This is a genomic window from Actinokineospora baliensis (genome assembly GCF_016907695.1).
Classification (GTDB): Bacteria; Actinomycetota; Actinomycetes; order Mycobacteriales; family Pseudonocardiaceae; genus Actinokineospora; species Actinokineospora baliensis.
In genome coordinates, this window is sequence record NZ_JAFBCK010000001.1 from 7,149,519 (window position 1) to 7,171,758 (window position 22,240).

Below are 22,240 nucleotides of genomic sequence, written 5' to 3' on the forward strand. Positions count from 1 at the left end.
TGCCGCGCCGACCCTACCTCCGCGCCGCCCCGACCGGTCTGCCGGATTTCTCCGCCATTTCCGGTGAATACCCTTTCTCGCCCTTTCCGAAGGATATCCCGACTTTTCTGGGCGGGTCGACCGAATTGACGCGTTAACACTTGTCGCATGTGAATATCTGGACGTTCCGCGTGAAGTTCGCCGGAGTTAACGTCTATTCGTCCGGCACCGGCGGCGGGCGAGCGGCGAGGGACCTCACTCGACCGGCGCGGTGCGCGGATTCCTGATGCGCCCGAATGCGCATTCCCTGCATCTTTCCGGTCCGTGCGCGAGAACACGGCCGGGAAAGGAGCCACTTCCCCATGAAGCCCAGTCATCGCCTGCTCGCCGTGGGTGGCGCGCTGGTGTCCGGCCTGGTGGTGATCGGCAGCGCCGTCGCGGCGACGTCGAACCAGCAGGTCGACGCCGCCCAATCCGCCCAGGTGGCCCAGGACACCGCCGCCCACGCCGCGGCCGCCCTGGTCGACTCCCGTCCCGCGGCACTGCACGCCTCGGCCGACGATTCGTTCGTCCAGCGCAAGGTCTACTCCGCGGGCTCGACCCAGTACGTGTCCTACGACCGCACCTACAAGGGCCTTCCCGTCGTCGGCGGCGACTTCGTCGTGGTCACCGACAACGCGGGCACCGTGAAGTACACCTCCGTCGCCCAGGACCAGACCATCCAGGGCGTGGCCACCTCCGCCAAGGTGACCAAGGAGCAGGCCGAGACCGCCGCCCGCGGTCAGCTCAAGTCCGTCGAGAAGACCGAGGCGAGCAGGCTCGTCGTGGTCTCCCTCGGCACCGCCCGGCTGGCCTGGGAGTCCACTGTCGACGGCAAGACCGCCGAGGGCGAGCCGAGCAGGCTCAGCGTCTACGTCGACGCCATCGACGGCAAGGTGCTGCGCACCCAGGAGCACGTGGCCCGCGGCAGCGGCAGTTCCGCCTACAGCGGACCGGTCACCATCGACACCACCCACTCGGGCAGCAACTACGTGATGCGCGACCCGAACACCAGCAACCTGTCCTGCCAGGACATCAGCGCGTCGACCCCGTTCAGCAAGACCTCCGACTCGTGGGGCAACGGCCAGGCGTCCAACCGGGAGACCGGCTGCGTCGACGCGCTGTTCGCCGCCGAGACCGAGCGCAAGATGCTCACCCAGTGGCTGGGCCGCAACGGCATGGACGGCAACGGCGGCGCGTGGCCGATCAAGGTCGGCCTCAACGACCTCAACGCCTTCTACGACGGCAGCCAGGTGCAGATCGGGCACAACCAGGCCGGTGGCTGGATCAGCTCCATCGACGTGGTCGGCCACGAGATGGGCCACGGCATCGACGACCACACCCCCGGCGGCATCTCGCAGTCGGGCACCCAGGAGTTCGTCGCCGACACCTTCGGCGCGGCGACCGAGGCCTTCGCCAACGAGTCCTCGCAGTACGACCCGCCGGACTACCTGGTGGGCGAGGAGATCAACCTGGTCGGCAGCGGCCCGATCCGCAACATGTACAACCCGTCGCAGGTCTCCAACAACCCCAACTGCTACTCCAGCAGCGTCCCCGGCGGCGAGGTGCACGCCTCGGCGGGCCCCGGCAACCACTGGTTCTACCTGATCGCCGAGGGCAACAACCCCGGTGGCGGCAAGCCGACCAGCCCGACCTGCAACAACAGCTCGGTGACCGGCCTGGGCATCCAGTCCGCCATCAAGATCATGTACAACGCGATGCTGATGAAGACCTCGGCCAGTTCCTACCTGAAGTACCGGACCTGGACGCTGCAGGCGGCCAAGAACCTGTACCCGGGCAGCTGCACCGAGTTCAACACCGTCAAGGCCGCCTGGGACGCGGTGAGCGTGCCCGCCCAGTCCGGTGACCCGACCTGCACCGGCGGCACCACCACGCCGCCGACCAGCCCGACCACCACCACCCCGCCGACCACCACGACCCAGCCGCCCGGTGGCTGCTCGGGCCAGAAGCTGACCAACGCGGGCTTCGAGTCCGGCGCCACCGGCTGGACCCAGACCTCCGGTGTGATCGGCCAGTTCGCCTCGCAGAACCAGCCCGCGCACGGCGGCACCTACTCGGCGTGGCTCAACGGCTACGGCTCGGCGCACACCGACAGCGTGGCGCAGTCGGTCAGCATCCCGGCGGGCTGCAAGGCCACCCTGACCTACTACCTGCACATCGACACCGCGGAAACCGGCTCGACCGTCTACGACAAGCTCACCGTGACGGCCGGTTCCACCACGGTGGCCTCCTACTCCAACGTCAACAAGGCCGCCGGGTACACCCAGCGGACGGTTGACCTGTCCAGCCTCGCCGGGCAGACCTTCACCCTGAAGTTCACCGGCACCGAGGACGCCTCGCTGCAGACGTCCTTCGTGCTCGACGACCTGGCGCTGACCCTGGGCTGATCACCAGGCACCGCCAACCGGGCGGGCACCTCCGCACGGGGGTGCCCGCCCTGCCGCGTCACCAGTGCAGCAGCCAGGGCACCACCAGGGCGACCACCGCCACGGCCCAGAAGCGCGGGCCGCCCAGCCCGCTCGCCGGGCGGATGACGCCGACGTTCACGCCGAGGAAGAACACGAGCACCACCGCCCAGAGCACGCCGATGTACCCCAGGTTCAGCACGGGACCGCCGTCGTCGGCCAACTCCTCCGGCGCGCCCACGGCCAGCGCGGCCAACTGCCCGGGCAGCACCGCGAGGTAACCGATGCCCAGGTTGACCAGCACCGTCGCGCTCCAAGCCCCCAGTTGTCGCATGCCTAGAACGCGATCTCCCGCCAGAGGTCCCACCACCCGACCGCGAACGCGCTCGGTACCAGGAACAGGACCAGCGCCGTCCGCCAATAGCCGCGGCCGCCGATCTGCCCCACGGTCACGACCGCCCGGTTCACCCCGTAGAACACCCCGCCCACGACCGCCAGGGCGATGGCGACGAGCGGCAGGAACGCCAGCATCCCGCCCATCTCCGCGGTCTCCCCCGGCGCCACCACGGCGACCGCCACCAGGGTCAGCGGGTACACCGCCAGGTACCCCACCCCCAGGTTGAGCAGCACCGCCGCGCCCCAAGCCCCCACTCGTCGCATGCCGAAGAGTCTATTGACCAGGAGTGACCAGCTTTTGCCCGCCAGCGCTCGGCCGGGCCGCGCGCGCTGGCCGAGCGGGCGGTGGGCTCGCACGATGGGCCCATGTCGACTCCTGCCGAGGACGAGTGGCGCACCTACGACGAGTTCGCCGACGGTATCGCCACCTACCGCCTGCCCAACGCCGACCTGACCGGGCGCGAGATCGTCATCGCGCTCGAGGACGGCCCCGTGCTCGAGCTGCGGTTCGAGGACGCCACCCACGTGGTGTGCAACGGGGTGCGCGACCCCTACGACGCGGTGGCGGTGCGCGAGGACGTGTTCTTCGTGAACCTGCCGCTGACCAGTGTCGAGGGCGAGTCGCTGACCCTGGTCTTCTCGACCACCACGCACCGCGCGCTCGGCGTGCTGTCGGTGATCGGCGCCGAGGACGTCGAGGGGCAGCCCAGGGTCCGGCAGTCGTTCTGGGCGGGGACCACCAACGGCGGCGAGCCGACCGGTGAGGTGCCGGGGCCCTCGCGCGACCTGATCGGCAAGCGCAACCTCTACCGCTACAGCCCCAACCACCTCTACGAGCACGTGTACGTGTCCTCGCAGCGCTACACCTGGCAGTGCCTGGAGGGCATCCAGCGCGGGCACGGCGACACCGACCTGTCCACGGTCTGGAAGTTCGCCGACGGGCTGTACCTGTTCTGCTTCCGGGAGTTCCGCATCGCGGTGGCCAGCGTGTGGCTGCACGACCTGAGCATCGCGCTGCGCACCACCGGGGTGTTCCTCGGCCTCAACGGCGAGGGTGCCTCCGAGCACTCCACCGGCGGCGGCCACATCTACCCGCTCGGCGCGGTCGTCTACCCCGACGTCCAGCCGGTCTGACCAGCACAACGCAGAGGAGAACCCATTGTCTACTGTGGACGTCGTCGCCGCACACTACGCGGCGAGCGACCGCGGTGACCTCGACGGCATGCTCGCCCCGATCACCGCGACGACCACCTGGACCGAGGCGGCCGGGTTCCCCTACGCGGGCACCTACACCGGGCCGGACGAGGTGCGCGAGAAGGTGTTCATCGCCATCGGGCAGGACTGGGACGGCTACACCTTCACCCTGGCCGAGCTGGTCGACGGCGGTCAGACCGTGATCGGCCTGGGCCACTACCACGCCACGAACCGCCGGTCGGGCCGCGAGTTCACCGCCCGCGTGGCGCACGTGTGGAAGTTCGACGGCGACACCGTCGCCAGCTTCGAGCAGATCGTCGACTCCGTGCCGGTGGCCGCCGCCATCGACTAGCGGATCGAGCCACTGGGGCTCACCCGATGAGGTGAGGCGCCGTGCAGTTCCACCCCCTGGCCGCCTCCTGGAGCGCTTCCGCGCGCTCCGGGAGGCGGCCAGGGGCGTTTGCGGGCAAGGTCGGCGAGTGACCTGGATCGCACCCCGTGCTGCGCACGACAACACGCGTGCCCGCAAAGTCAAGGAGCGTGGGCCAGACCACTCATAGGGTCCGTTCCACCTTCGAAGAATTGAGTGAATCCCGTGCCCTGCGCGCGCAAGCGACCGCAGCCGAGAAAGACAGGGACCGCTATGAGAAAGATCATGCGCAGCGTGGCGGTGGCCGCCGCGGTCACACTCGTCGCCGCCGGGTGTGCCGACGGTGGCAGCAGTGGCAGCGGCGGTGGCAGCGGGCCGATCGTGGTCGGCTCGGTCAACGCGCTCAGCGGCGCGGCGACCTTCCCGGAGTCCTCCGCGGCCGCCAAGGCCGTCTTCGACGCCGCCAACGCCTCCGGCGGGGTCGGCGGTCGGCAGATCCAGTACAAGGCGCTCGACGACAAGGGCGACCCGGCCGCCGCCGCGGCCGCCGCGCGCGAGATCGTCGGTGCCGACGGCGCCGTCGCCCTGGTCGGCTCGTCGAGCCTGCTCGAGTGCGAGATCAACAACAAGTACTACGAGCAGCAGAAGATCCTGTCCATCTCCGGCATCGGCGTGGACCCGGCCTGCTTCAACAGCCCCAACATCTCCCCGGCCAACGTCGGTCCCTACCACGACATGACGCTGACCCTGCTCTACGGCTCGGAGACGCTCAAGCTCGACAACATCTGCGCGCTGCTGGAGATCGCGGGCAACACGCTGCCCTCCTACCAGGCCGCGATCGACGAGTGGACCAAGATCACCGGCAAGAAGCTGACGTACATGGACGCCACCGTGCCCTACGGCGGCTCCGACTACACCAGCTACATCGTCAAGGCGCGCCAGGCGGGCTGCAAGGCGATCACCGTCAACCCGGTCGAGCCGGACTCCATCGGCCAGCTCAAGGCCGCCGCCGCGCAGGGCTGGAACGACGTCACCTGGCTGCTGCTCACCTCGGTGTACAGCGAGAACTACGCCAAGGCGGTCAGCAACGCCGGTGCGGGCATCTACGTCCCGGCCGAGTTCTACCCGTTCACCGACGCCGACGCCGCCCAGAACAAGGAGTGGCGCGAGCTGATGACCAAGAACAACATCCCGCTGACCTCGTTCAGCCAGGGCGGTTACCTCGCGGCGAAGTACTTCCTGCAGGTGGTCAAGGGCATCTCCGGTGACATCAACCGCGAGTCGGTGACCAAGGCGCTGCAGGAGATGCAGCCCATCAGCGACCCGATGGTCGGAACCCCGTACGTGTTCGGCAAGGGCAAGACCCACCACGACAACACCGCGGGCTGGCCGATCAAGCTCATGTCCGGCACCAACAAGTGGGAACTGGCCGAGCAGGACTGGCTGCGGATCCCGAAGAACTAGTACCGGTTAGGGAGTTCCTCGATGCTGCAAGGAGCGCTGGCAGGTCTTGCCGCGGGCGGGCTGTACGCGGTGCTCGCCGTGTGCCTGACACTCATGTCGCGGCTGGTGCGGGTGGTCAACTTCGCCCAGTCGGCGACCGGGATGTTCGGCTGCTACGTCGCGGTCTGGCTCTCTGTCGACGTGGGACTCCCGACGTGGGCGGCGACGGTGGTGGGCATCGTGCTCGGCTGCGGGCTGAGCGCGCTGCTCGGGTGGATCATCTCCACCTGGCTGGCGGAGGCCGACATCGGCACCCGCTCCGCGGTCACCGTCGCCGTGCTCCTGCTGCTGATCTCGCTGTCGTTCATCCTGTTCGGCAACAAGCCGCAGCCCTTCCACCCGATCCTCGACGGCCCCGCGTTCGAGGTCAACGGCGTGGTGGTCAGCCAGGTCACGGTGGTCACCGTGGTGCTGTCGGTGGTGGTCGCGCTGGGCTGCCGGGCGCTGCTGAGCGGGACCTCGTTCGGCCTGCAGCTGCGGGCGCTGTCGGAGCGGCCGACGACCGCGGAGCTGATGGGCATCCCGGCCAAGCCGCTGGCGGTCGGGGTGTGGGCGGCGACCGGGTTGCTGAGCACCCTGGTGATCTCGATCGTCGCCCCGTCGCAGTCCAACGACGCGACGTCGCTGTCGATGCTGGTGGTGCCCGCCGCGGCGGCCGCGCTGCTCGGCGGGTTCCGCAGGCTGGACCTGGCGGTGGTCGGCGGGCTGGTGCTCGGCATGGCCCAGGGCGCACTCGCCCAGGTCGACAGCCTCTCGGTGGTCCGCTACTTCCTGCCGTTCCTCGTCGTCGTCGGTCTGCTGCTGTGGTCGCAGCGCAAGGAGGTCTGGGATGTCGCGCGCTGAAACCGGCCCGCTGACCCGCTTCGGCGGCCCGCTGGTGGTGGCCGGTGCGGCCATCGTGGTGGGCTACCTGTTCAGCGTCGGGCTCGACGGGTACTTCGTGTACCTGGGGATGAGCGCGATCGTGGCCGGGATCGCGCTGCTGGGCCTCGGTGTGGTGACCGGCAGCGCGGGCATGGTCTCGTTGTGCCAGTTGACCTTCGCCGCGGTCGGGGCGTGGGTGGTCTCCTACCTCAACCGCGCGGGCGCGCCGGGCGGGTTCCTGGTGTACCTGGTGTGCGGCGGTATCGCCGCCGGGCTGGTCGGCGTGCTGGTCGGCCTCCCGGCGCTGCGGCTGCGGGGGATCAACCTCGCCGTGGTGACCCTGGGGCTGGCCGCCGCGGCGGACCTGACGCTGGTGCAGATCCAGTTCCCCGGGACCGTCGACGGCGTGTCGGTGGAGCGCCCGGAGGCGTTCTCCGACGACCGCGGCTACTTCTGGCTGGGCACCATGGTGCTCACCGCGTGCTGCCTGCTCGTGCACTTCCTGCGCCGCACCCGCTGGGGCAGCGGCTGGCAGGCGGTGGCCTTCTCCGAGCGCGGCACCGCGGCGGCGGGCGCGTCCGTGCGCACGTCCAAGCTGAGCGCGTTCGCGGTGAGCGCGGCGCTCGGCGGAGTCGCGGGCGGTCTGCTGACCGGCCAGGTCGGCCTGGCGTTCCCGGCCAGCTTCACCGCGATGCAGTCGCTGGCGCTCTACGTGCTGGCCATCATGTCCGGCGCGCACCTGATCGACATGGCCGTCTTCGGCGCGGTGCTGTGGGTCGCGGTCCCCGAGCTGCTCAAGCGCTGGGGCATCCCGCAGGACTGGGGTTTCGTGGTCTTCGGCCTGCTCGGCACGCACGCCCTCACCACCGGCGGCAACCTGGGCACCGCGGTCCGCGAACTCTGGCGGCGGCGGTCCAAGGAGGCAGCGGGCATCAATCTGGGCGCACCACCGTCCGATGTGGAGATACCGGAACCCGGTGAACCCGTGCTCGTGGTCCGGGACTTGAGCGTGAGCTTCGGCGAAGTCAAAGCACTGTCGCACGTGGACATCACAGTGCCGTCCAACGGCGTGCTGGGCGTCATCGGACCCAACGGCGCCGGTAAGTCCACTTTGGTCGACATCCTCAGCGGCTTCCTCCCCCAGGCCACCGGGTCCGTCGAACTCGACGGCCTCGCGCTCAACGGGATGTCGCCCACCCGCCGGGCCCGCGCGGGCCTGCGTCGCACGTTCCAGCAGGACCGCGTCCCCGCAGGCCTCACCGTCGGCGCCTACGTCCGCTTCGTCGCCAGGCGCCGCCTGTCGACCGCCGAGATCGCCGACGCCCTGGAGTTCTTCGGCTGCCCCGCCCCCAAAACCCCACTACGCCGCGTCGACGTCGGCGCCCGCCGCCTGGTGGAGGTGGTCGGCCACCTGCTGGCCAAGCCGAAGGTCCTGCTGCTCGACGAACCGGCCGCTGGCCTACCGCACGAGGAGCACGTCGCCCTCGGCCTGCGCCTGCGCCAGGTCCCCGCCCGCTTCGGCGTGTCGGTCCTGCTCATCGAACACGACCTCGACCTGGTCCGCTCGGTGTGCGACACGATCACCGTGCTCGACTTCGGGCAGGTGCTGGCCAGCGGACCCCAGGCCGAGGTACTCGCCAACCCGGAGGTCCTCAAGGCCTACATGGGTGAAACGGAGCTCCTGTGAACGCGCTGCAGGTACAAGACATCACCGTCACCCGAGGCGCAGGCCCGGTAATCCGCGACGTCGGCTTCACCCTGGAACCCGGCCGGATCACCGCACTGGTGGGCCCGAATGGGGCGGGCAAGACCTCCCTGCTGGAGGCCATCTCCGGCGTGGTCCCGGCCGCCCGCGGGTCGGTGCGGATCGGGACCACGGAGATCACCAAGCACTCCAGGGTGGCCCGGGCGAAGCTCGGCCTGGCACACATCGAGCAGGGCCGAGCCGTGTTCCCCGGCCTGACCGTGCTGGAGAACCTCAAGCTCACCGCGCGCACGTGGCCCAGGGTGGAGGAGGTGCTCGCCCTGTTCCCCGAACTCGACAAGCGCCGAAACTCCCCCACAGCACTACTCAGCGGCGGCGAACAACAGATGGTCGTCCTAGCCCGAGCCTTCGCCGCCCGCCCCAAGTTCCTCCTCATAGACGAGATGTCCTTGGGCCTAGCCCCAGTCGTCTTCACCCGCCTGCTACCGATGGTCACCCGCTTCGCCTCAGAAGGCGCCGCAATCCTTCTGGTAGAACAATTCACCCACCTAGCCCTAGGCGTCTCCCAAGACGCCATTGTCGTCTCCTCGGGCCAGGTGACCTACCAGGGATCAGCCCAAGACCTCCTGAACTCCCCCGAAACCCTCCACTCCGCCTACCTAGGCGAATAAGAGACCGGCTGGGTGACGTCCTGGGGGCGTCACCCAGCCACCCAAACCCTGGCACTGGCCCGGCCCCGTCAGCCTCGCCGCCGCTCTCGGAGGCCGCTGCCTCTCACTGCTCGATGGGGCGAACTTGTTTTGCGCGGGGCCCCTGCACCAGCCGTGGCAGGACCGCAAAGCTGGGGCCGAAGAGCGTGGCCCTGCAGCGAGGCAAGGCTACGACTGGCGCTCCCCCGCGCAAGACAAGTCCGCCCCATCGAGCCGTCGCGCCCGGCCCCGAGTTGGCCCGCCCGACCCATCGCCCTGAGCTGGCCCGCTCAACCCAGCTGGCCGAGTCAGTCGCGTCAGCCTCGCCACTGCTCTCAGAGGCCGCTCGCTCTAACTGCTCGATGGGGCGAACTTGTTTTGCGCGGGGCCCCTGCACCAGCCGTGGCAGGACCGCAAAGCCGGGGCCGAAAAGCATGGCCCTGCAGCGAGGCAAGGCTACGACTGCCGCCACCCCACACAAAACAAGTCCGCCCCATCGAGCCGCCGCGCCCAGCCCCTCGAGTTGGCCCGCCCAAACCAGCCCCCCGAGTTGGCCCGCCCAGCCCGGCCGTCCGGGCCGGGCCTGCCTGCCTCACTGCTGCTCTCGGAGGCCGCTCGCTCTAACTGCTCGATGGGGCGAACTTGTTTTGCGCGGGGCCCCTGCGCCAGCCGTGGCAGGACCGCAAAGCAGGGGCCGAAAAGCATGGCCCTGTCCGCGCAGCAACGCTACGACTGCCGCCACCCCCACGCAAAACAAGTCCGCCCCATCGAGCCGCCGCACCCAGCCCCCCGAGCCAACCCACCCAACCCAGCCCCCCGAGCCAGCCCCGCCAACCCGGCCACCGCTCCCGGAAGTCGCTGGTGCCAACTGCTCGATGGGGTGGACCTGTTTTGTGTGGGGGGGACGTCAGCCGTAGCGTCGCCTCGCTGCAGGGCCATGCTTTTCGGCCCCTGCTTTGCGGTCCTGCCACGGCTGTCGTAGGGGCCCCACGCAAAACAGGTCCACCACATCGAGCCCGCACTAAAATCGCGGATCGGCGCGCGATGCCGCAGGCGAGCCGATGATCCGACGGCGAAGCCGAAACAAGAGACCCGCGCCCGCTACGCCGGAAACCCAGACCTCACCGAATACCCGAAGTCCGCCACCACAGCCTGCCCGTTCACCGCCCGAGACCGCTCCGAAGCCAAGTACAGCACCTGCCAAGCCACCTCCCCCGCCGACTGCACCGGGAACTCCGCCTCCTCAATCGCCTGATCCCCCAGATCCGCCCGCGCCATCGGCGTGTCCACAACAGACGGACACACGCAGTTCACCCGCACCGGCGCGAACTCCACCGCCAGCGCGCGCGTCATCGACACCACCGCCCCCTTCGAGGCGCTGTAGGGCACCATCCCCGGCACCGACACGAACGCCGAGTCGGACCCCAGCAGCACGATCGACCCGTCCGCCCCCATGTGCGGGTACACGTGTTTCGCCAGCAGCAGTTGCCCCAGCACGTTCACCGCCAGCACCGCCGCGATGTCCGACGCGGGTGTGTCGACCAGCAGGTCGCCCACCGGTCCCGAGATGCCCGCGCACCCCACCACGACGTCCAGCCCGCCCAGCCACTCCACCGCCGAGTCGACAGCGGCCGCCAGCGATCTCGCGTCGGTCACGTCGGTCACGAACTGGGCACCCGGCGCGCGGTCGAGGACGGCGACGGTGGCGCCTTCGGCTTCGAGGGCTCGGGCGCAGGCCAGGCCGATGCCGGAGGCGCCGCCGGTGACCAGGGCTTTCTTGCCGGTGAGGGCGAGGTCCATGGTGCCATCCTGGGGGCGGGCGGGCACCGGTGGTTGGTCTGCGGCGCACCATCCTTGTCCGGTGCCGCACGGGGGTCGGCGGCGCGGTTCCCCCCGGGCGCGCGCAGGGCCAAGACTGCCGGGTACCCGGAGAAAGGAACGCCGATGACGTTGTCCGATACCTCGACGTGGTTGCCGCTCGACGGGTTGGCGCCCGGGTTCGACGAGAACAAGGCGCCGACCGTGGGGGACCTGCACGGGCGGACGGTGGCCCTGGTCGGGGCGGACGGGGCCGCGGTGCTGTCGGCGTCGTTCACCGGGGCCAAGGTGGTGTGGGACCACGGCGTGGACGACTGCGAGACGTTCCTGGTGGACGAGGACCTCTACTACTCGCAGTGGCACCCGGCCGAGCGGCCGGAGGAGGCCGTGTCGCTGTTCCTTGACCTGCGGGCCGGGCGCGCGCTGGTGGTCACCACGACCATCAACGGCGGCGGCACGCCCCGGGTGACCCAGGTCTTCACCCCCGCGACCATCGAGGGCGAGATCCTCTCCGGCGAGGCCCCCGCCCCCTCCCGCGCGCTCATCGGGCGGCGCGCGATGTGGGTGTACAGCCAGGAGCACGCCTACGAGCACGTCTACCTGAGCCCGCACTGGTACACCTGGCAGTGCCTGGCCGGACCGGAGAAGGGCCTGGCCGACACCGACGAGAACTCCGTCTACCAGCTGCGCCCGGGCATCTACGTCTTCACGTGGCGGGAGAAGGTCATCCACTGCGCCTCGGTGACCGTGGCCGACCACCGCGACGTCCACCGGCTGCGCTCGCACGGGGTCCTGTTCGGGCTGAACGAGACCGGTGACGGGCAGACGCACTTCACCTTCGGGGCGCACGGGCGGCTGCTGAGCAACACCGTGCACCCCGAGGAGTACGACCCGGCCCTGGGGTAGGCGCTCACCGCGCGGGCGCGATCCGGAAGCTGAACGCCAGGTCGCGCCACTCGCCGGTGACGTGGCGACCCGGCGGGGGTGTGCCGACCCCCGCCGGGAAGTCCACGACGAGGTCGGGTTTGACGCCGAACACGGCGTCGGAGTCCAGGTAGTCGCCGCCCGCCACGAACAGCTGGGTGATCAGCCGCTGGTGGCCGGGCGCGGAGATCATGAAGTGCAGGTGCGGGGCCCGGTACGGGTGCCTGCCGGTCGCGGCGAGCAGGTCGCCGACGGTGCCGTCGGCCGGGATCGGGTACGCCGAGGGCAGGATCGACCAGAACCGGACCATCCCGAGCTCGTCGGCGCGGAACCGGCCGCGCAGCACCGGGCCCTCGAGGTCGGGCAGCTGCACGTCGTAGAAGCCGTCCTCGTTGGACTGCCAGACGTCGACGACCGCGCCGGGCAGCGGGGTCCCGTCCACCGAGGTGATGGTGGCCTCGACGTGCAGCGGGACGCCGGATAGGCCGTCGGCGACGTCGGAGCCGTGTTCGAGCTCGGGCGGGCCCTCGACGTAGAACGGGCCCAGCACCGCCGAAGGCGTGGTGTCGGGTGTGCGCGAGTTGGTCAGCGCGTCGACCACGCTGGACACGCCCAGGGAGTCCGACAGCAGCACGAACTCCTGCCGCTTGTCGTCGCACAGCTGCCCGGTGCGGGTGAGGAAGTCGATGCCCGCCTGCCACTCGGCCTGGGTGAGGTCGTTGTCGACGGCGAACCCGTGCAGGCGCCGGACCAGGTCGCCGATCAGGTGCCGCAGCCGGGGCTCGCCGCCGAGGGTGCCGACCACCTGGTCGGTCAGCCAGTCCAGCCGGGGTGCGCCGCCCAGCGTCGGCCGCTCGCCCGCCCACGCGGCGCGCAACAACCCCGTCACGCCGTCTTCGGTCAGCGGGGCGGGGTTCGGGTACGGCTTGGCCACGGCGAGCTCGACCGCGCGCGGCAGGTCTGTCTCGGGCAGGTCGAGTTCCCGCAGCGAGGTCGGCGCGCCGGTGGCCACGAGCAGGTCGAAGATCGCGCCGGGGGCGTCGGTGCTGCCCAGGGCCTCGCCGATGCGGCGGACGGCCTCGGGGGTGTGCGCGGCGTTGTAGGCCAGGGCGTGCGGGAGCACGACGGCGTGCGTGGGCGAGTGCGGGAGGCCGAAGGCGCCGCCGAGGGTGTGGCAGAGCTTGTGGTGCAGGCCCATGCCGACCGCACCGAGGCAGGTCCCGGCGAGCCAGGCGCCGGTCAGCAGGTCGGCGCGGACGTCCTCGGCGCTGGGGTCGGCGGTGATCCGGCGCAGCGCGCGGGCGATGCGCTCGATGGCCTCGAGCGCGAGCCGGTCGGTGACCGGGTTGGCGTCGGGGGCGTAGAGCGCCTCGACCGCGTGTGCCATGGCGTTGACCGCGCTGGTGACGGTGATGCCCAGCGGGAGGCCGCGGGTGAGCTCGACGTCGTAGATGACCGTCTCGGGCAGGATGTCAGGCGAGGAACGGGTGGTCTTGACGCCGCCGTCGGTCTCGCCGAGCACCGGCGTGACCTCGGAGCCCGCGTACGTGGTGGGCAGGATGACCTGGTCGACGCCGGTGCGCACGGCCAGCGCCTTCGCCAGCCCGGTCGTGGAACCGCCGCCGACGGCCACCACGCAGTCCGCGCTGACCTCGCGCAGCACCGCCAGCGCCTTCTCGGTCACCGCGACCGGGGTGTGCATGGCCGCGCCGTCGAACCGGCCGACCGCGAGGTGGCCCAGCGCCTCCCGGAGGCGGTCGCCGAGCTCCGGCAGCCCCGGGTCGGCCAGGATGAGGACCCGCTCACGACCGAGCCGCTCCACCTCCGGCCGCACGTCGGCGAGGGTGTGCGAGCCGAACACGACGCGCGCCGGGCCAGCGGTGTAGCGGAAGTTCGAGTAGCGGGAATCAGACACGAGTGGCTCCAGGTCCGGGTGGGGTCGGGCTCTACTCTGCGCCCGCGAGCTCCCCGGCGCCTTCGTCGCGCCGGTCGAGCAGGGTCGCCAGCGCGGTGGTGAGGTCACCAGCCGGGTCCGCGGGCAGTGTCCACGCCCGCCAGCCGACGTGCGCGTCCGGGCGGACCAGCACGCAGCCGGACTCCTCGACCTCGCGCAGCCTGGCCCAGTCGTCGTAGAGGTCGATGTGGTCGCGGCCCGCGCCGATGACGAAGGCCGCGATCTCGATGTCGAGCTGCTTGGCCGCGATCTCGGCCGCCGCGACCCACTCCTCGCCCGCGATGCCGGTGAGCAGGGCGAAGCGGCCCTTGCCCGCCAGGTCGTGGGTGCTGACCTTCTGGCCGCCGCTGCCGAGCCAGCAGTGCGGCAGACGAGCGCCGGGCCAGGTCGTCGGGTGGTAGTACAGCTCGGGGTCGCGGGTGTACTCCGGTTCGGGTGTGCCGTCGCCGACGATCGCGCTGGAGTTGTAGCGCTGGCCGAGTTCGACGCCGTGCGCGTTGAACTCGTAGTCCTTGAGCTCTAAGGCTTTGCGTAACGCGGCCCGCTGCTCGGCGGCCTTGGCGGTGTTCTCCGTCCTGGCCCGCATGTTCGCGACCTTCTCAGCGGGGTCGTCGGACTCGGTGAAGCCCAGGGCCTCGAAGATCGGGCCGAACTCCTCGATGGACTTGTTGGCGCGCAACACGATCTGCTTGCCGACCGGCGCGCGCTCGGCGTCGTAGCTGTCGAGCAGGCCGGGACCCGCCTTGCCGGAGAGCACCATCGCGAGCTTCCAGGCCAGGTTGTAGGAGTCCTGGATGGAGGTGTTGGAGCCCAGCCCGTTTGACGGCGGGTGCCGGTGCACGGCGTCGCCCGCGCAGAACACCCGGCCCGCGCGGTAGCGGGTCGCGTACATCTTGTTGTTGCCCCACAACGAGGTGGAGCGGATGGTGACCGGGATGGTGTCGTCGCCGATCAGGTCGTGCACGATCTTGGTGGCCATCGCGTCGTCCACCGCGGGCGGCGGGCCGGAGATGTCGTAGCCCCACACGATCAGCCACTCGTCCCACGGGCGGACCATCCGCACCAGGCCCATGCCGATGCCGCCGATGTCGGAGCCGGGCTGCAGCACCCAGTACAGGACGCTGGGCCGGTGCTCGACCAGCCGGGACAGGTCGGCGTGGAAGACGATGTTCATGCTGCCCGCGAGGTCCATCTGGCCCTCGAAGGGCAGGCCGACGTCCTTGGCGACCTGGCTGCGGCCGCCGTCGGCGCCGATGACGTACTTGGCCCGGATCGGGTAGGTGTGCCCGGAGAGCCGGTCCCGCACGGTGACGGTGACGCCCTCGTCGTCCTGCTCCAGGCCCAGGTACTCGGTGTCGAACCGGACGCGGCTGCCGCGCTCGGCGGCGTGGCCGATCAGGATCGGCTCCAGCAGCGTCTGCGGCAGGTCGCAGTTGCTCGACGGCGAGGCCAGGGTGTAGTCGGCGCGGCGGGCCGGGTGGGTGCCCCAGGTGCGGACCCGGCCGATCTCGTCGCCGGTGAGGCTGGTGCAGAAGACGGTGTCGCCCATGAGGTCCTGCGGGGTGCCCTGGGCGCGCACGTCGTCCTCGATGCCCAGGTCGCGCAGGATCTCCACGGTGCGCTGGTTGGTGATGTGCGCGCGCGGGGTGTTGGCCGTCCAGCGGTACTTGGTGATGACGATGTGGTCGACGCCGTGGGTGGCCAGCATCAGCGCGGCCGAGGCCCCGGCGGGACCGCTGCCGATCACCAGGACGTCGGTGGTCAGGGTGCTCACGGCGCCTCGCCTTCGGTGGGGACCGCGCCGGTGCTCCGGCGGACATCGGATTGATGATGCGAACCCGGGGGCCATTCGTCCAATACGTCTTGCCCACGCCTGCTATAGCCTGCCGATATGGATGTGCGGGACCTGGAGTGCTTCCTCGCGGTCGCCGAGGAGGGCACCATCAGCCGCGCCGCCGAGCGCCTGCACATGACCCAGCCGCCGCTGACCGTGCGGGTGCGGGCCCTGGAGCGGGAACTGGGGGTGGAACTGCTGGTCCGGCACGGGCGCGGGGTGACGGTCACCGCCGCGGGCCGGTTGCTGGCCGACCACGCCCGCAGGCTGCTGGCCGACCTGACGGCGACCACCGAGACGGTGCGCGCGGTTGGCCTCGGCACCCGGGGCAGGCTGGCCCTGGCGATCGGGCACTCGATCGCGCCGAGGTTGCTGGCGCGGTTGCTGCGCTCGGTCGGGTCCGATGTGGACGTGGCACTGGTCGAGGTGTCGGACGCCGAGGTGCTCGACCGGGTGCACCACCGGGAGGCGCACGCGGGGCTGCTGAGCCAATCCCGGTCCACGCCGCGGCGGGCGGCGGGACTGGAGGTGGCGGTGGTGGGCCGGTCCCCGCTGGTGGTGGTGCTCCCGCAGACCCACCCGTGCGCGGACGCCGAGCGGGTCGACCTCGCGGACCTACCGGACGACCGGGTGGTGGTCCCCGACCTGGCCGAGCTCACCCCGACCGCGGCGACCCGGCACCGGGCGGACTCCGTGGCGCATGCGCTGGCGCTGGTGCAGGCCGGGATGGGGGTGGTGGTCCTGACCGCGGAACACGCCCCCCAGGTCTGGCCCGGCCTGGTCGCCCGCCCACTGCGCCAACACACGGAGATCATCGAGGCCGCCGTCTGCTGGCGCCCCGACGAACACTCCCCCGTCATGCGCCGCTTCCTGCGAGCCGCCCTCGCCACCCCGGAACCCGACGCCCTGGGCCACCCCTTCGCCCGCCCCCACCCCGCCGACGACTCCTGACTCAACCCACCAGGGCGCCGTCGCGGAGCTCAAGCCACCGCGAGATGCCCAGCCCGCTCAGAAACCGAGCGGCATGGCCCACCGCAACCAAAGACACCCCGCAGACGTCGAGCGCGTTCACCACTGGGCCGACGCCCACCACACCCATCCGGCAGCTGGCGACCGCCAGTCCCGGTGGGGCGAACAGCGCCCCACACCAGTGGGGCGCAATTGCGCAGCGGGCAGAGGCGTCCTCGGCATGCAGTCCACCCGCGCCCCTGGTCAGCCCGCCAGGGCTCAGTCCCGGAGCTCGAGCCACCGCGAGATACCGAGCTCACCATGCAACCGGGCATCGCGCCTCACCACAACGAACACACCCCGGGGCGCCGAACGCGTTGGCCACTCGGCCGACGCTCGCCACGCCCAGCCGCCCCCGATCAGCCCACCACCCCGACGAACCCGGGTCAGCCCACCAAAGCCCCATCGCGAAGTTCCAGCCACCGGGTAATCCCCAGCTCACCCAAGAACCGCGCATCATGGCTCACCACAACAAAAGCACCCCGATAAGCCGCTAGCGCGCTCTCCAACTGACCAACGCTCACCAGGTCCAGGTTGTTCGTCGGCTCGTCCAGCAACAGCAACCGCGGCGCCGGTTCGGCGAACAGCACGCACGCCAACGTGGCCCGCAGCAACTCCCCACCGGACAAAGTGGACACCGGCTGGTGTGCGCGGTCCCCCCGGAAGAGGAAGCGGGCGAGCAGGTTCATCAGGTCGGCGCGGGGCATCGACGGGGCGGCGTGGGCCAGGTTCTCGGCAACGGTCAGTGCCGGGTCTAGGTTGTCCAGGCGCTGGGAGAGGTAGGCGGCTGGGACGGCGTCGCGGATGAGGCGGAGCAGGGTTGACTTGCCCGCGCCGTTGGGGCCGGTGAGGGCTATGCGCTCGGGGCCGCGGATGTCGAGGGTCAGTCCTTCCCCGGCGAACAGGTCCCGCGCGCGCAAGCGTGAGCCGTGGAACAGGGTCCGGCCAGCCGGGACGGTGGTCTCCGGCAGCTCCAGGACGATCTTGGCGTCGTCGCGCACGGCCCGGCTGGCGGCGTCGAGGCGGGCTTGGGCGCCGCTCACCCTGGCCGTGTGGGTGCCTTCAGCCCGGCCTGCGGACTCCTGGGCGCGGCGTTTCATGGTGCCCGCGAAGATCTTGGGGAGTCCGGCGCTGTCGAGGGTGCGGGCGGCGTTCCCGGCGCGTCGAGCGGCGCGTTCGCGGGCCTGCTGCATCTCCCGTTTCTCCCGCTTGACCTCCTGCTCGGCGTCGCGCACGGTCCGTTCGGCCGCCTCCCGCGCCGCCTTGGTCGCTGCGTCCCACTCGGTGAAGTTGCCGCCGAACACGCGGATCTCGCCGTGGTCGACCTCGGCCACGCGATCGGCGCGGTCGAGCAGGTCGCGGTCGTGGCTGACGACCACAAGGCACCCGCGCCAGTCGGCCAGGACCGAGTACAGCCGGGTGCGGGCGGCGGTGTCGAGGTTGTTCGTGGGTTCGTCGAGCAGCAGCACGTCGGGCCGTTTGAGCAGTTGCGCGGCCAGGCCGAGGGATACGACCTGGCCACCGCTGAGGGTGCCGATCCGCCGGTCGAACGCGACGTCGGCCAGGCCGAGGCGGGCGAGTTCGGCGCGGGTGCGCTCCTCGATGTCCCACTCGGTGCCGATGGTGGTGAAGTGCTCGTCACGCACGTCGCCGGACTCCACCGCCCGCAGCGCCTCCAGCACCCGGTCCACCCCGAGGACCCGCGACACGCTGAGGTCGTCGCCCAGCGGCAGCGTCTGCGGCAGGTAGCCGACGACCCCGTCGACCAGTACCGACCCTGACCGCGGCCGGTATTGGCCCGCGAGCAGCTTGAGCAGGGTCGACTTGCCCGCGCCGTTGACGCCGACCAGCCCGGTGAACCCGGTGCCGACGGTGAACGACACCCCGTCGAATACGGGGGTGTCGTCCGGCCAGGAGAACACGAGGTCGGTGCAGGTGATTGCCATCGCCGACCACGGTAGGCAGCGATCCCGCCGAGCACCAACCGGTTATCCCAGGGCTACGGCACGGCGACCACGGTCAGCGGCTTGCGCGCGCTCAGATCGCACGTCGGAGCCGTGCTGTCGACGCGGTCCCCGTTCTCCGCGAAGCAGAACGAGCCCGTCGCACCGTCGAACATCTGCGCGCCCTGGCCGGTGTGCATCACGCGCGAGCGGGCCAAGACCTCCGTGGCGTCCAGTTTCCTGCCCTCGGCGAGGACCTTGTTGATCCAGGAATCGACGACTTTCAGCGCGTCCCAGGCGTTGGCCGCCCACCCGGTGCTCAGGTCGGCGGGGTTGAAGTCGAGGTCGTTCATCGCGGCCTTGAGGTCCTGGAACTGCGGGCGGGAGTTCTCCTGGGACAGCGGCGTGTAGCGGATCGAGAACCGCCCGCCGGGCTCGAGCAGGTTGTTCACCCGCTGGATGCCCCAAGAGTCGATCGCCGTCTTGTCCGATCCGGCCAGTTTCAGGATGGCGGCGTCCGAGGTGGACAGCACGGTGATGTGGCCGCAGGTGTTGTCCTTGACCAGTTCGTCGAACAGCCGCGACAGGTAGCGCGACCTGCCCGCGTAGAACACCGTCGCGGAGCCGTTCGCCGTCGGGCACAGGGGGTCGAGCGCGATGGCGGTTCCGAAATCAAGCTTCTTGTGCTGGATGTCGTTGTCGTTCAGCAACTGGGCGGTCGCCTCAGCACCGGACTTGGTGTAGGTGTCCGTGTCATCGGCGTAGCGCATGAGCAGCACGGACTCCGAAGGGGGAATGGGTTTGGCCAGGAGCGCTTGCACCTGATCGCGGTTCGAGTAGGCGATCCGGCGGAAGTCCCGCGTGGTCCCCACGTTGGTCGCGGTGACCACATCGGACACCATGGGGATCTCCTTCTCCGACAGGGTGCGGGTGATCTCGGCGAGCTCGCTCGTGCTCAACCCGAGGCCGATGGCCGCGACCAGCGGTTGTTCCTGGTCGTCGCGCAGCTCGACCACCTGGTCGAGCACCGTCTTCCACTGCTTCTCCGCCGTACCCAGGTGCGCCAGCACCAACCGCACGGCGTAGGGCCGGTCGCGGTTGATGCGCTGCTGGGCAGCGGCCGCCCCCTCGAGCTGGTGCACCAGCCGCGGCCCGGACAGGTCTGAGGTGAAGGTCGCCACGAACGCCACGGTGACAGCGGGTTTCTCGATCGCGGCGTTCTGCTCGGCGATCTTGGCCTCGACCCTGTCGAGCGCGCCGCGGGTGTCGTCGCCGAAGTCGTCGCTCAAGGCGCCGGAGAACTCGTAGCCACCGTCGGTGATCCCCACGCACTCGCCGTCGGAGCGGGAGATGCCCAGGTCGAAGCCGCCGCCCAGGCAGGTGAGGTAGCCCCACGACGAGGCGACGGCCACGACCGGGGCGGCGAGGAGACCGAGGACGACGGTGATCACGACCCGGCGGCTGGGAGCCGGTCGGATCTGGCCGGGCCGCCGCTTGCGGAAAACCCGGCGGTCGAAGCCGTACCAGATCACGCCCGCCCAGAGCAGCAGCGCGACGGCGGAGATCAGCAGGGCGATCACGCGGTCTCCTTCTCGTGGTCGGGGCAGGTGATGTGCCGCCACGCGCGGACCGCGTCCTGGTGGGCCTTGCTCTCCTCGACCAGTTCGGCGTAGCCGCCCGCGGAGTGCTTGAGGACCGCGAGCAGCTCGGCGGCGACGATGGCGTGCAGGTCGGCGCGCTCGGTCACCGCGAAGGGGTCGTTGACCCCCTGCCAGGCCAGCACGAGCGTGCCGACACCCGCGGTCACCGGGTCCAGGTCGGCGAGGGTCTCCTTCGCCGCGGCGAGCCGCTCGGACCAAACGGGGGCGCAGTCGGCGGCGGGCGGTGCGGGGGCGGTGGCCAGGTCACGGACGTGCTCGAGCCACTCCGCGCCGTCCGTGCTGGTCAGCGCCTCGGTCACCTTGACAGCCACCTCGCGCACCTCGCCAACCGACAACAGGTGCGGCAGCGCCCGCACGCGCGGCGGGGAGCCCGCAGGGCCCGGGTCCGCCTGGGCCAGGTAGCGGTGCACGGCGTTCCAGGACCGGAAGTGCCCAGGTGGCAGCGCGGCCAGGCGGCGGTGGAGCAGGGCCCGGGTCAGCGGGTGCATAGTGCGCCGATCGCCCGTACCCACCTCGAACAGCGCCGCGATGAGGGCCAGTTTCTCCTCGTGGGTACCCGACACCAGCACGCTCTCGCTTGACGCCAGCACCTCGGCCTCGGCCCAGTCCCGGGCGGCGGAAAGGACGGCCAGGTTGTCCGACGACGTCCCGGGGGGCGGCAGGAGCATGCCCTCGATCAGCTCGACCACCGGGCGCGGTGCCTGCCTCGGTGCCCGGTCGTCGACCACGAGCCTGCTCAGGAGCTGTCCGGGGCAGGCGTCGTTCGGGGCGGCCGCCAGGGCGGCCCGGGCCAGCGCGGTCGTGGCACCCGGGTGGCCGCGGGTCAGCGGCCTGAGCACCTGGACCAGCCGGTCGCGCTGATCGGCGGGCACCTTCAGCGCGCTCGTCAGGTCGAACATCTCGGTGTCGGTCAGGTCGCGCAGGGGCAGGGTGACGCCAGCCGCACCCGCCGCCCGCCCGGTGGCGACGACGGTGAGCCGGGTCGGCTCCGGTCGCTCCTGCCGGTAGAGCCGCAGGAACTCCAGCGCGGGCTCGCGGTCGGCGTTGTCCAGCAGCAACACCGGGTCGAGCGACGAACCGCGCCGGGTGGTGGCCCGGACATCGGCGAGGAACGCCTCGAACAGCACCTCAACCACCCGGTCACGACCCGCGTCGCCCGCGTAGCGCCACTGGTCGTTGAGCGAGACCAGTTCCATCACCGGGTCGTTGCGCAGGCCCCGGTCCTGGTGGCCGTACCAGTGCTGACCGGCGCGCAGGGTCAGCCGCCCGCCGAACCGACCGCTGCTGAGCCCGGCCAGCAGCACCCGGGCCATCGGTTGCAGCGCGATGGTGGGCAAGCCCAGCGCCCGCAACGGCTCGCTCAGCAGCGCGTCCAACTGCTGCGTGAGCTCGGTGGTGTTCTTCACCCTGGCCAGCTCGCGGCGGACCTTGTCCGCCTGCGCCCGCAGGTCGTTGGCGGGCAGCGCCATGGTGGTCACCAGGCGGCCGACCACGAACCGGGAGAAGCTCCAGCGGGTGGCGAGCCTGCCGAAGTCGACGACCAGCGCCGACAGCAGGTCCAGCACGCCCGCTTCCGGCTTGAGCTCGTGGACGTCCCTGCGCACGTGCGGTTCTTCGCCGAGCCGCGCGGCGACCTCGGCGAGCACCGCGGTCCGCCCGGACCCGCCGGGGCCGACCAGCAGCAGCGCGGGCCGCTGGCCGGGATCCGGGTCGTCCGGCAACCGCCCGTCGACCACCAACCGCACGACCCGGTCCAGCAGGTCCGCCCGTCCGACCAAGGCCATCGGCACCCCTCACGGCGTCGCGGGCCAGGCGCGCCCGTTGCCGTGAAAGACGCCGTCGGGTGTACGGGGATTACCGTCCTGGGCGAACTTCACCCGGAAAGCCCAAAGTTCGACGATCGACGTCCCGGCCGACCGCGCTGGGCAGCCCC

General features: G+C 70.9%; 17 protein-coding genes. 9 read left to right on the forward strand and 8 right to left on the reverse strand.

Annotation, left to right across the window (positions count from 1 at the left end; translation table 11 throughout):
- Window positions 1–341 precede the first annotated feature (341 nt).
- A complete protein-coding gene (locus JOD54_RS31540) occupies window positions 342–2,426 on the forward strand; it encodes a M4 family metallopeptidase (protein WP_204455575.1) in 2,085 nt (694 codons plus the stop codon).
- 58 nt (window positions 2,427–2,484) lie between these two features.
- Here JOD54_RS31540 and JOD54_RS31545 read toward each other — a convergent pair whose 3' ends face one another.
- Complete coding sequence (locus JOD54_RS31545; protein ID WP_204455576.1) at window positions 2,485–2,778, reverse strand: hypothetical protein; 294 nt, start codon at window positions 2,776–2,778, stop codon at window positions 2,485–2,487.
- Between the two features lie 2 nt (window positions 2,779–2,780).
- Window positions 2,781–3,104 (reverse strand): hypothetical protein, encoded by a 324-nt coding sequence (locus tag JOD54_RS31550; RefSeq protein ID WP_204455577.1) that lies wholly within the window; start codon window positions 3,102–3,104, stop codon window positions 2,781–2,783.
- Window positions 3,105–3,206: 102 nt separating this feature from the next.
- Between JOD54_RS31550 and JOD54_RS31555 the strand changes: the two genes are divergently transcribed.
- From JOD54_RS31555 to JOD54_RS31580, 6 genes are all read left to right on the forward strand, one after another.
- A complete protein-coding gene (locus JOD54_RS31555; RefSeq protein ID WP_204455578.1) occupies window positions 3,207–3,974 on the forward strand; it encodes a MoaF C-terminal domain-containing protein in 768 nt (255 codons plus the stop codon).
- Between the two features lie 34 nt (window positions 3,975–4,008).
- Window positions 4,009–4,386 carry a nuclear transport factor 2 family protein gene (locus tag JOD54_RS31560; RefSeq protein ID WP_372440422.1) on the forward strand — a complete coding sequence of 126 codons (378 nt, stop codon included), beginning with the start codon at window positions 4,009–4,011 and terminating at the stop codon, window positions 4,384–4,386.
- Between the two features lie 303 nt (window positions 4,387–4,689).
- The gene (locus JOD54_RS31565) at window positions 4,690–5,868 is read left to right on the forward strand and encodes an ABC transporter substrate-binding protein (RefSeq protein ID WP_239573572.1); all 1,179 of its coding nucleotides are present in this window, start codon (window positions 4,690–4,692) and stop codon (window positions 5,866–5,868) included.
- A 21-nt stretch (window positions 5,869–5,889) separates the two neighbouring features.
- Entirely contained in the window at window positions 5,890–6,750 is an 861-nt protein-coding gene (locus JOD54_RS31570) for a branched-chain amino acid ABC transporter permease (RefSeq protein ID WP_204455581.1), read from the forward strand.
- Window positions 6,737–8,458 carry a branched-chain amino acid ABC transporter ATP-binding protein/permease gene (locus JOD54_RS31575; RefSeq protein WP_204455582.1) on the forward strand — a complete coding sequence of 574 codons (1,722 nt, stop codon included), beginning with the start codon at window positions 6,737–6,739 and terminating at the stop codon, window positions 8,456–8,458. The genes JOD54_RS31570 and JOD54_RS31575 overlap by 14 nt, the downstream gene beginning before the upstream one ends.
- On the forward strand, window positions 8,455–9,147 hold the full coding sequence (locus tag JOD54_RS31580) for an ABC transporter ATP-binding protein (RefSeq protein WP_204455583.1): 693 nt from the start codon (window positions 8,455–8,457) through the stop codon (window positions 9,145–9,147). Before JOD54_RS31575 ends, JOD54_RS31580 begins: the two co-directional genes overlap by 4 nt.
- Window positions 9,148–10,266: 1,119 nt before the next feature.
- On the opposite strand, the gene JOD54_RS31585 is transcribed toward JOD54_RS31580, so the two are convergent.
- Window positions 10,267–10,965 carry an SDR family NAD(P)-dependent oxidoreductase gene (locus JOD54_RS31585; protein WP_204455584.1) on the reverse strand — a complete coding sequence of 233 codons (699 nt, stop codon included), beginning with the start codon at window positions 10,963–10,965 and terminating at the stop codon, window positions 10,267–10,269.
- A gap of 144 nt (window positions 10,966–11,109) precedes the next feature.
- Here JOD54_RS31585 and JOD54_RS31590 point away from each other — a divergent pair, with 144 nt between their 5' ends.
- Window positions 11,110–11,889, forward strand: coding sequence for a molybdenum cofactor biosynthesis F family protein (locus JOD54_RS31590; protein ID WP_204455585.1), 780 nt, complete (start codon window positions 11,110–11,112; stop codon window positions 11,887–11,889).
- Between the two features lie 4 nt (window positions 11,890–11,893).
- Here JOD54_RS31590 and JOD54_RS31595 read toward each other — a convergent pair whose 3' ends face one another.
- Window positions 11,894–13,822 carry a maleylacetate reductase and hydroxyquinol 1,2-dioxygenase domain-containing protein gene (locus JOD54_RS31595; protein ID WP_204455586.1) on the reverse strand — a complete coding sequence of 643 codons (1,929 nt, stop codon included), beginning with the start codon at window positions 13,820–13,822 and terminating at the stop codon, window positions 11,894–11,896.
- A 31-nt stretch (window positions 13,823–13,853) separates the two neighbouring features.
- Window positions 13,854–15,635 (reverse strand): FAD-dependent oxidoreductase, encoded by a 1,782-nt coding sequence (locus JOD54_RS31600; protein WP_307860435.1) that lies wholly within the window; start codon window positions 15,633–15,635, stop codon window positions 13,854–13,856.
- Between the two features lie 117 nt (window positions 15,636–15,752).
- On the opposite strand from JOD54_RS31600, the gene JOD54_RS31605 reads away from it, so the two are divergent.
- Window positions 15,753–16,646, forward strand: coding sequence for a LysR family transcriptional regulator (locus JOD54_RS31605; protein WP_204455588.1), 894 nt, complete (start codon window positions 15,753–15,755; stop codon window positions 16,644–16,646).
- Between the two features lie 443 nt (window positions 16,647–17,089).
- Here JOD54_RS31605 and JOD54_RS31610 read toward each other — a convergent pair whose 3' ends face one another.
- From JOD54_RS31610 to JOD54_RS31620, 3 genes are read right to left on the reverse strand one after another with little or no spacing between them, the layout of a single operon-like run.
- Complete coding sequence (locus JOD54_RS31610) at window positions 17,090–18,649, reverse strand: ABC-F family ATP-binding cassette domain-containing protein (protein WP_204455589.1); 1,560 nt, start codon at window positions 18,647–18,649, stop codon at window positions 17,090–17,092.
- A gap of 53 nt (window positions 18,650–18,702) precedes the next feature.
- On the reverse strand, window positions 18,703–20,226 hold the full coding sequence (locus JOD54_RS31615; RefSeq protein WP_204455590.1) for an ABC transporter substrate-binding protein: 1,524 nt from the start codon (window positions 20,224–20,226) through the stop codon (window positions 18,703–18,705).
- A complete protein-coding gene (locus JOD54_RS31620; protein WP_204455591.1) occupies window positions 20,223–22,091 on the reverse strand; it encodes a hypothetical protein in 1,869 nt (622 codons plus the stop codon). The genes JOD54_RS31615 and JOD54_RS31620 overlap by 4 nt, the downstream gene beginning before the upstream one ends.
- Window positions 22,092–22,240 lie beyond the last annotated feature (149 nt).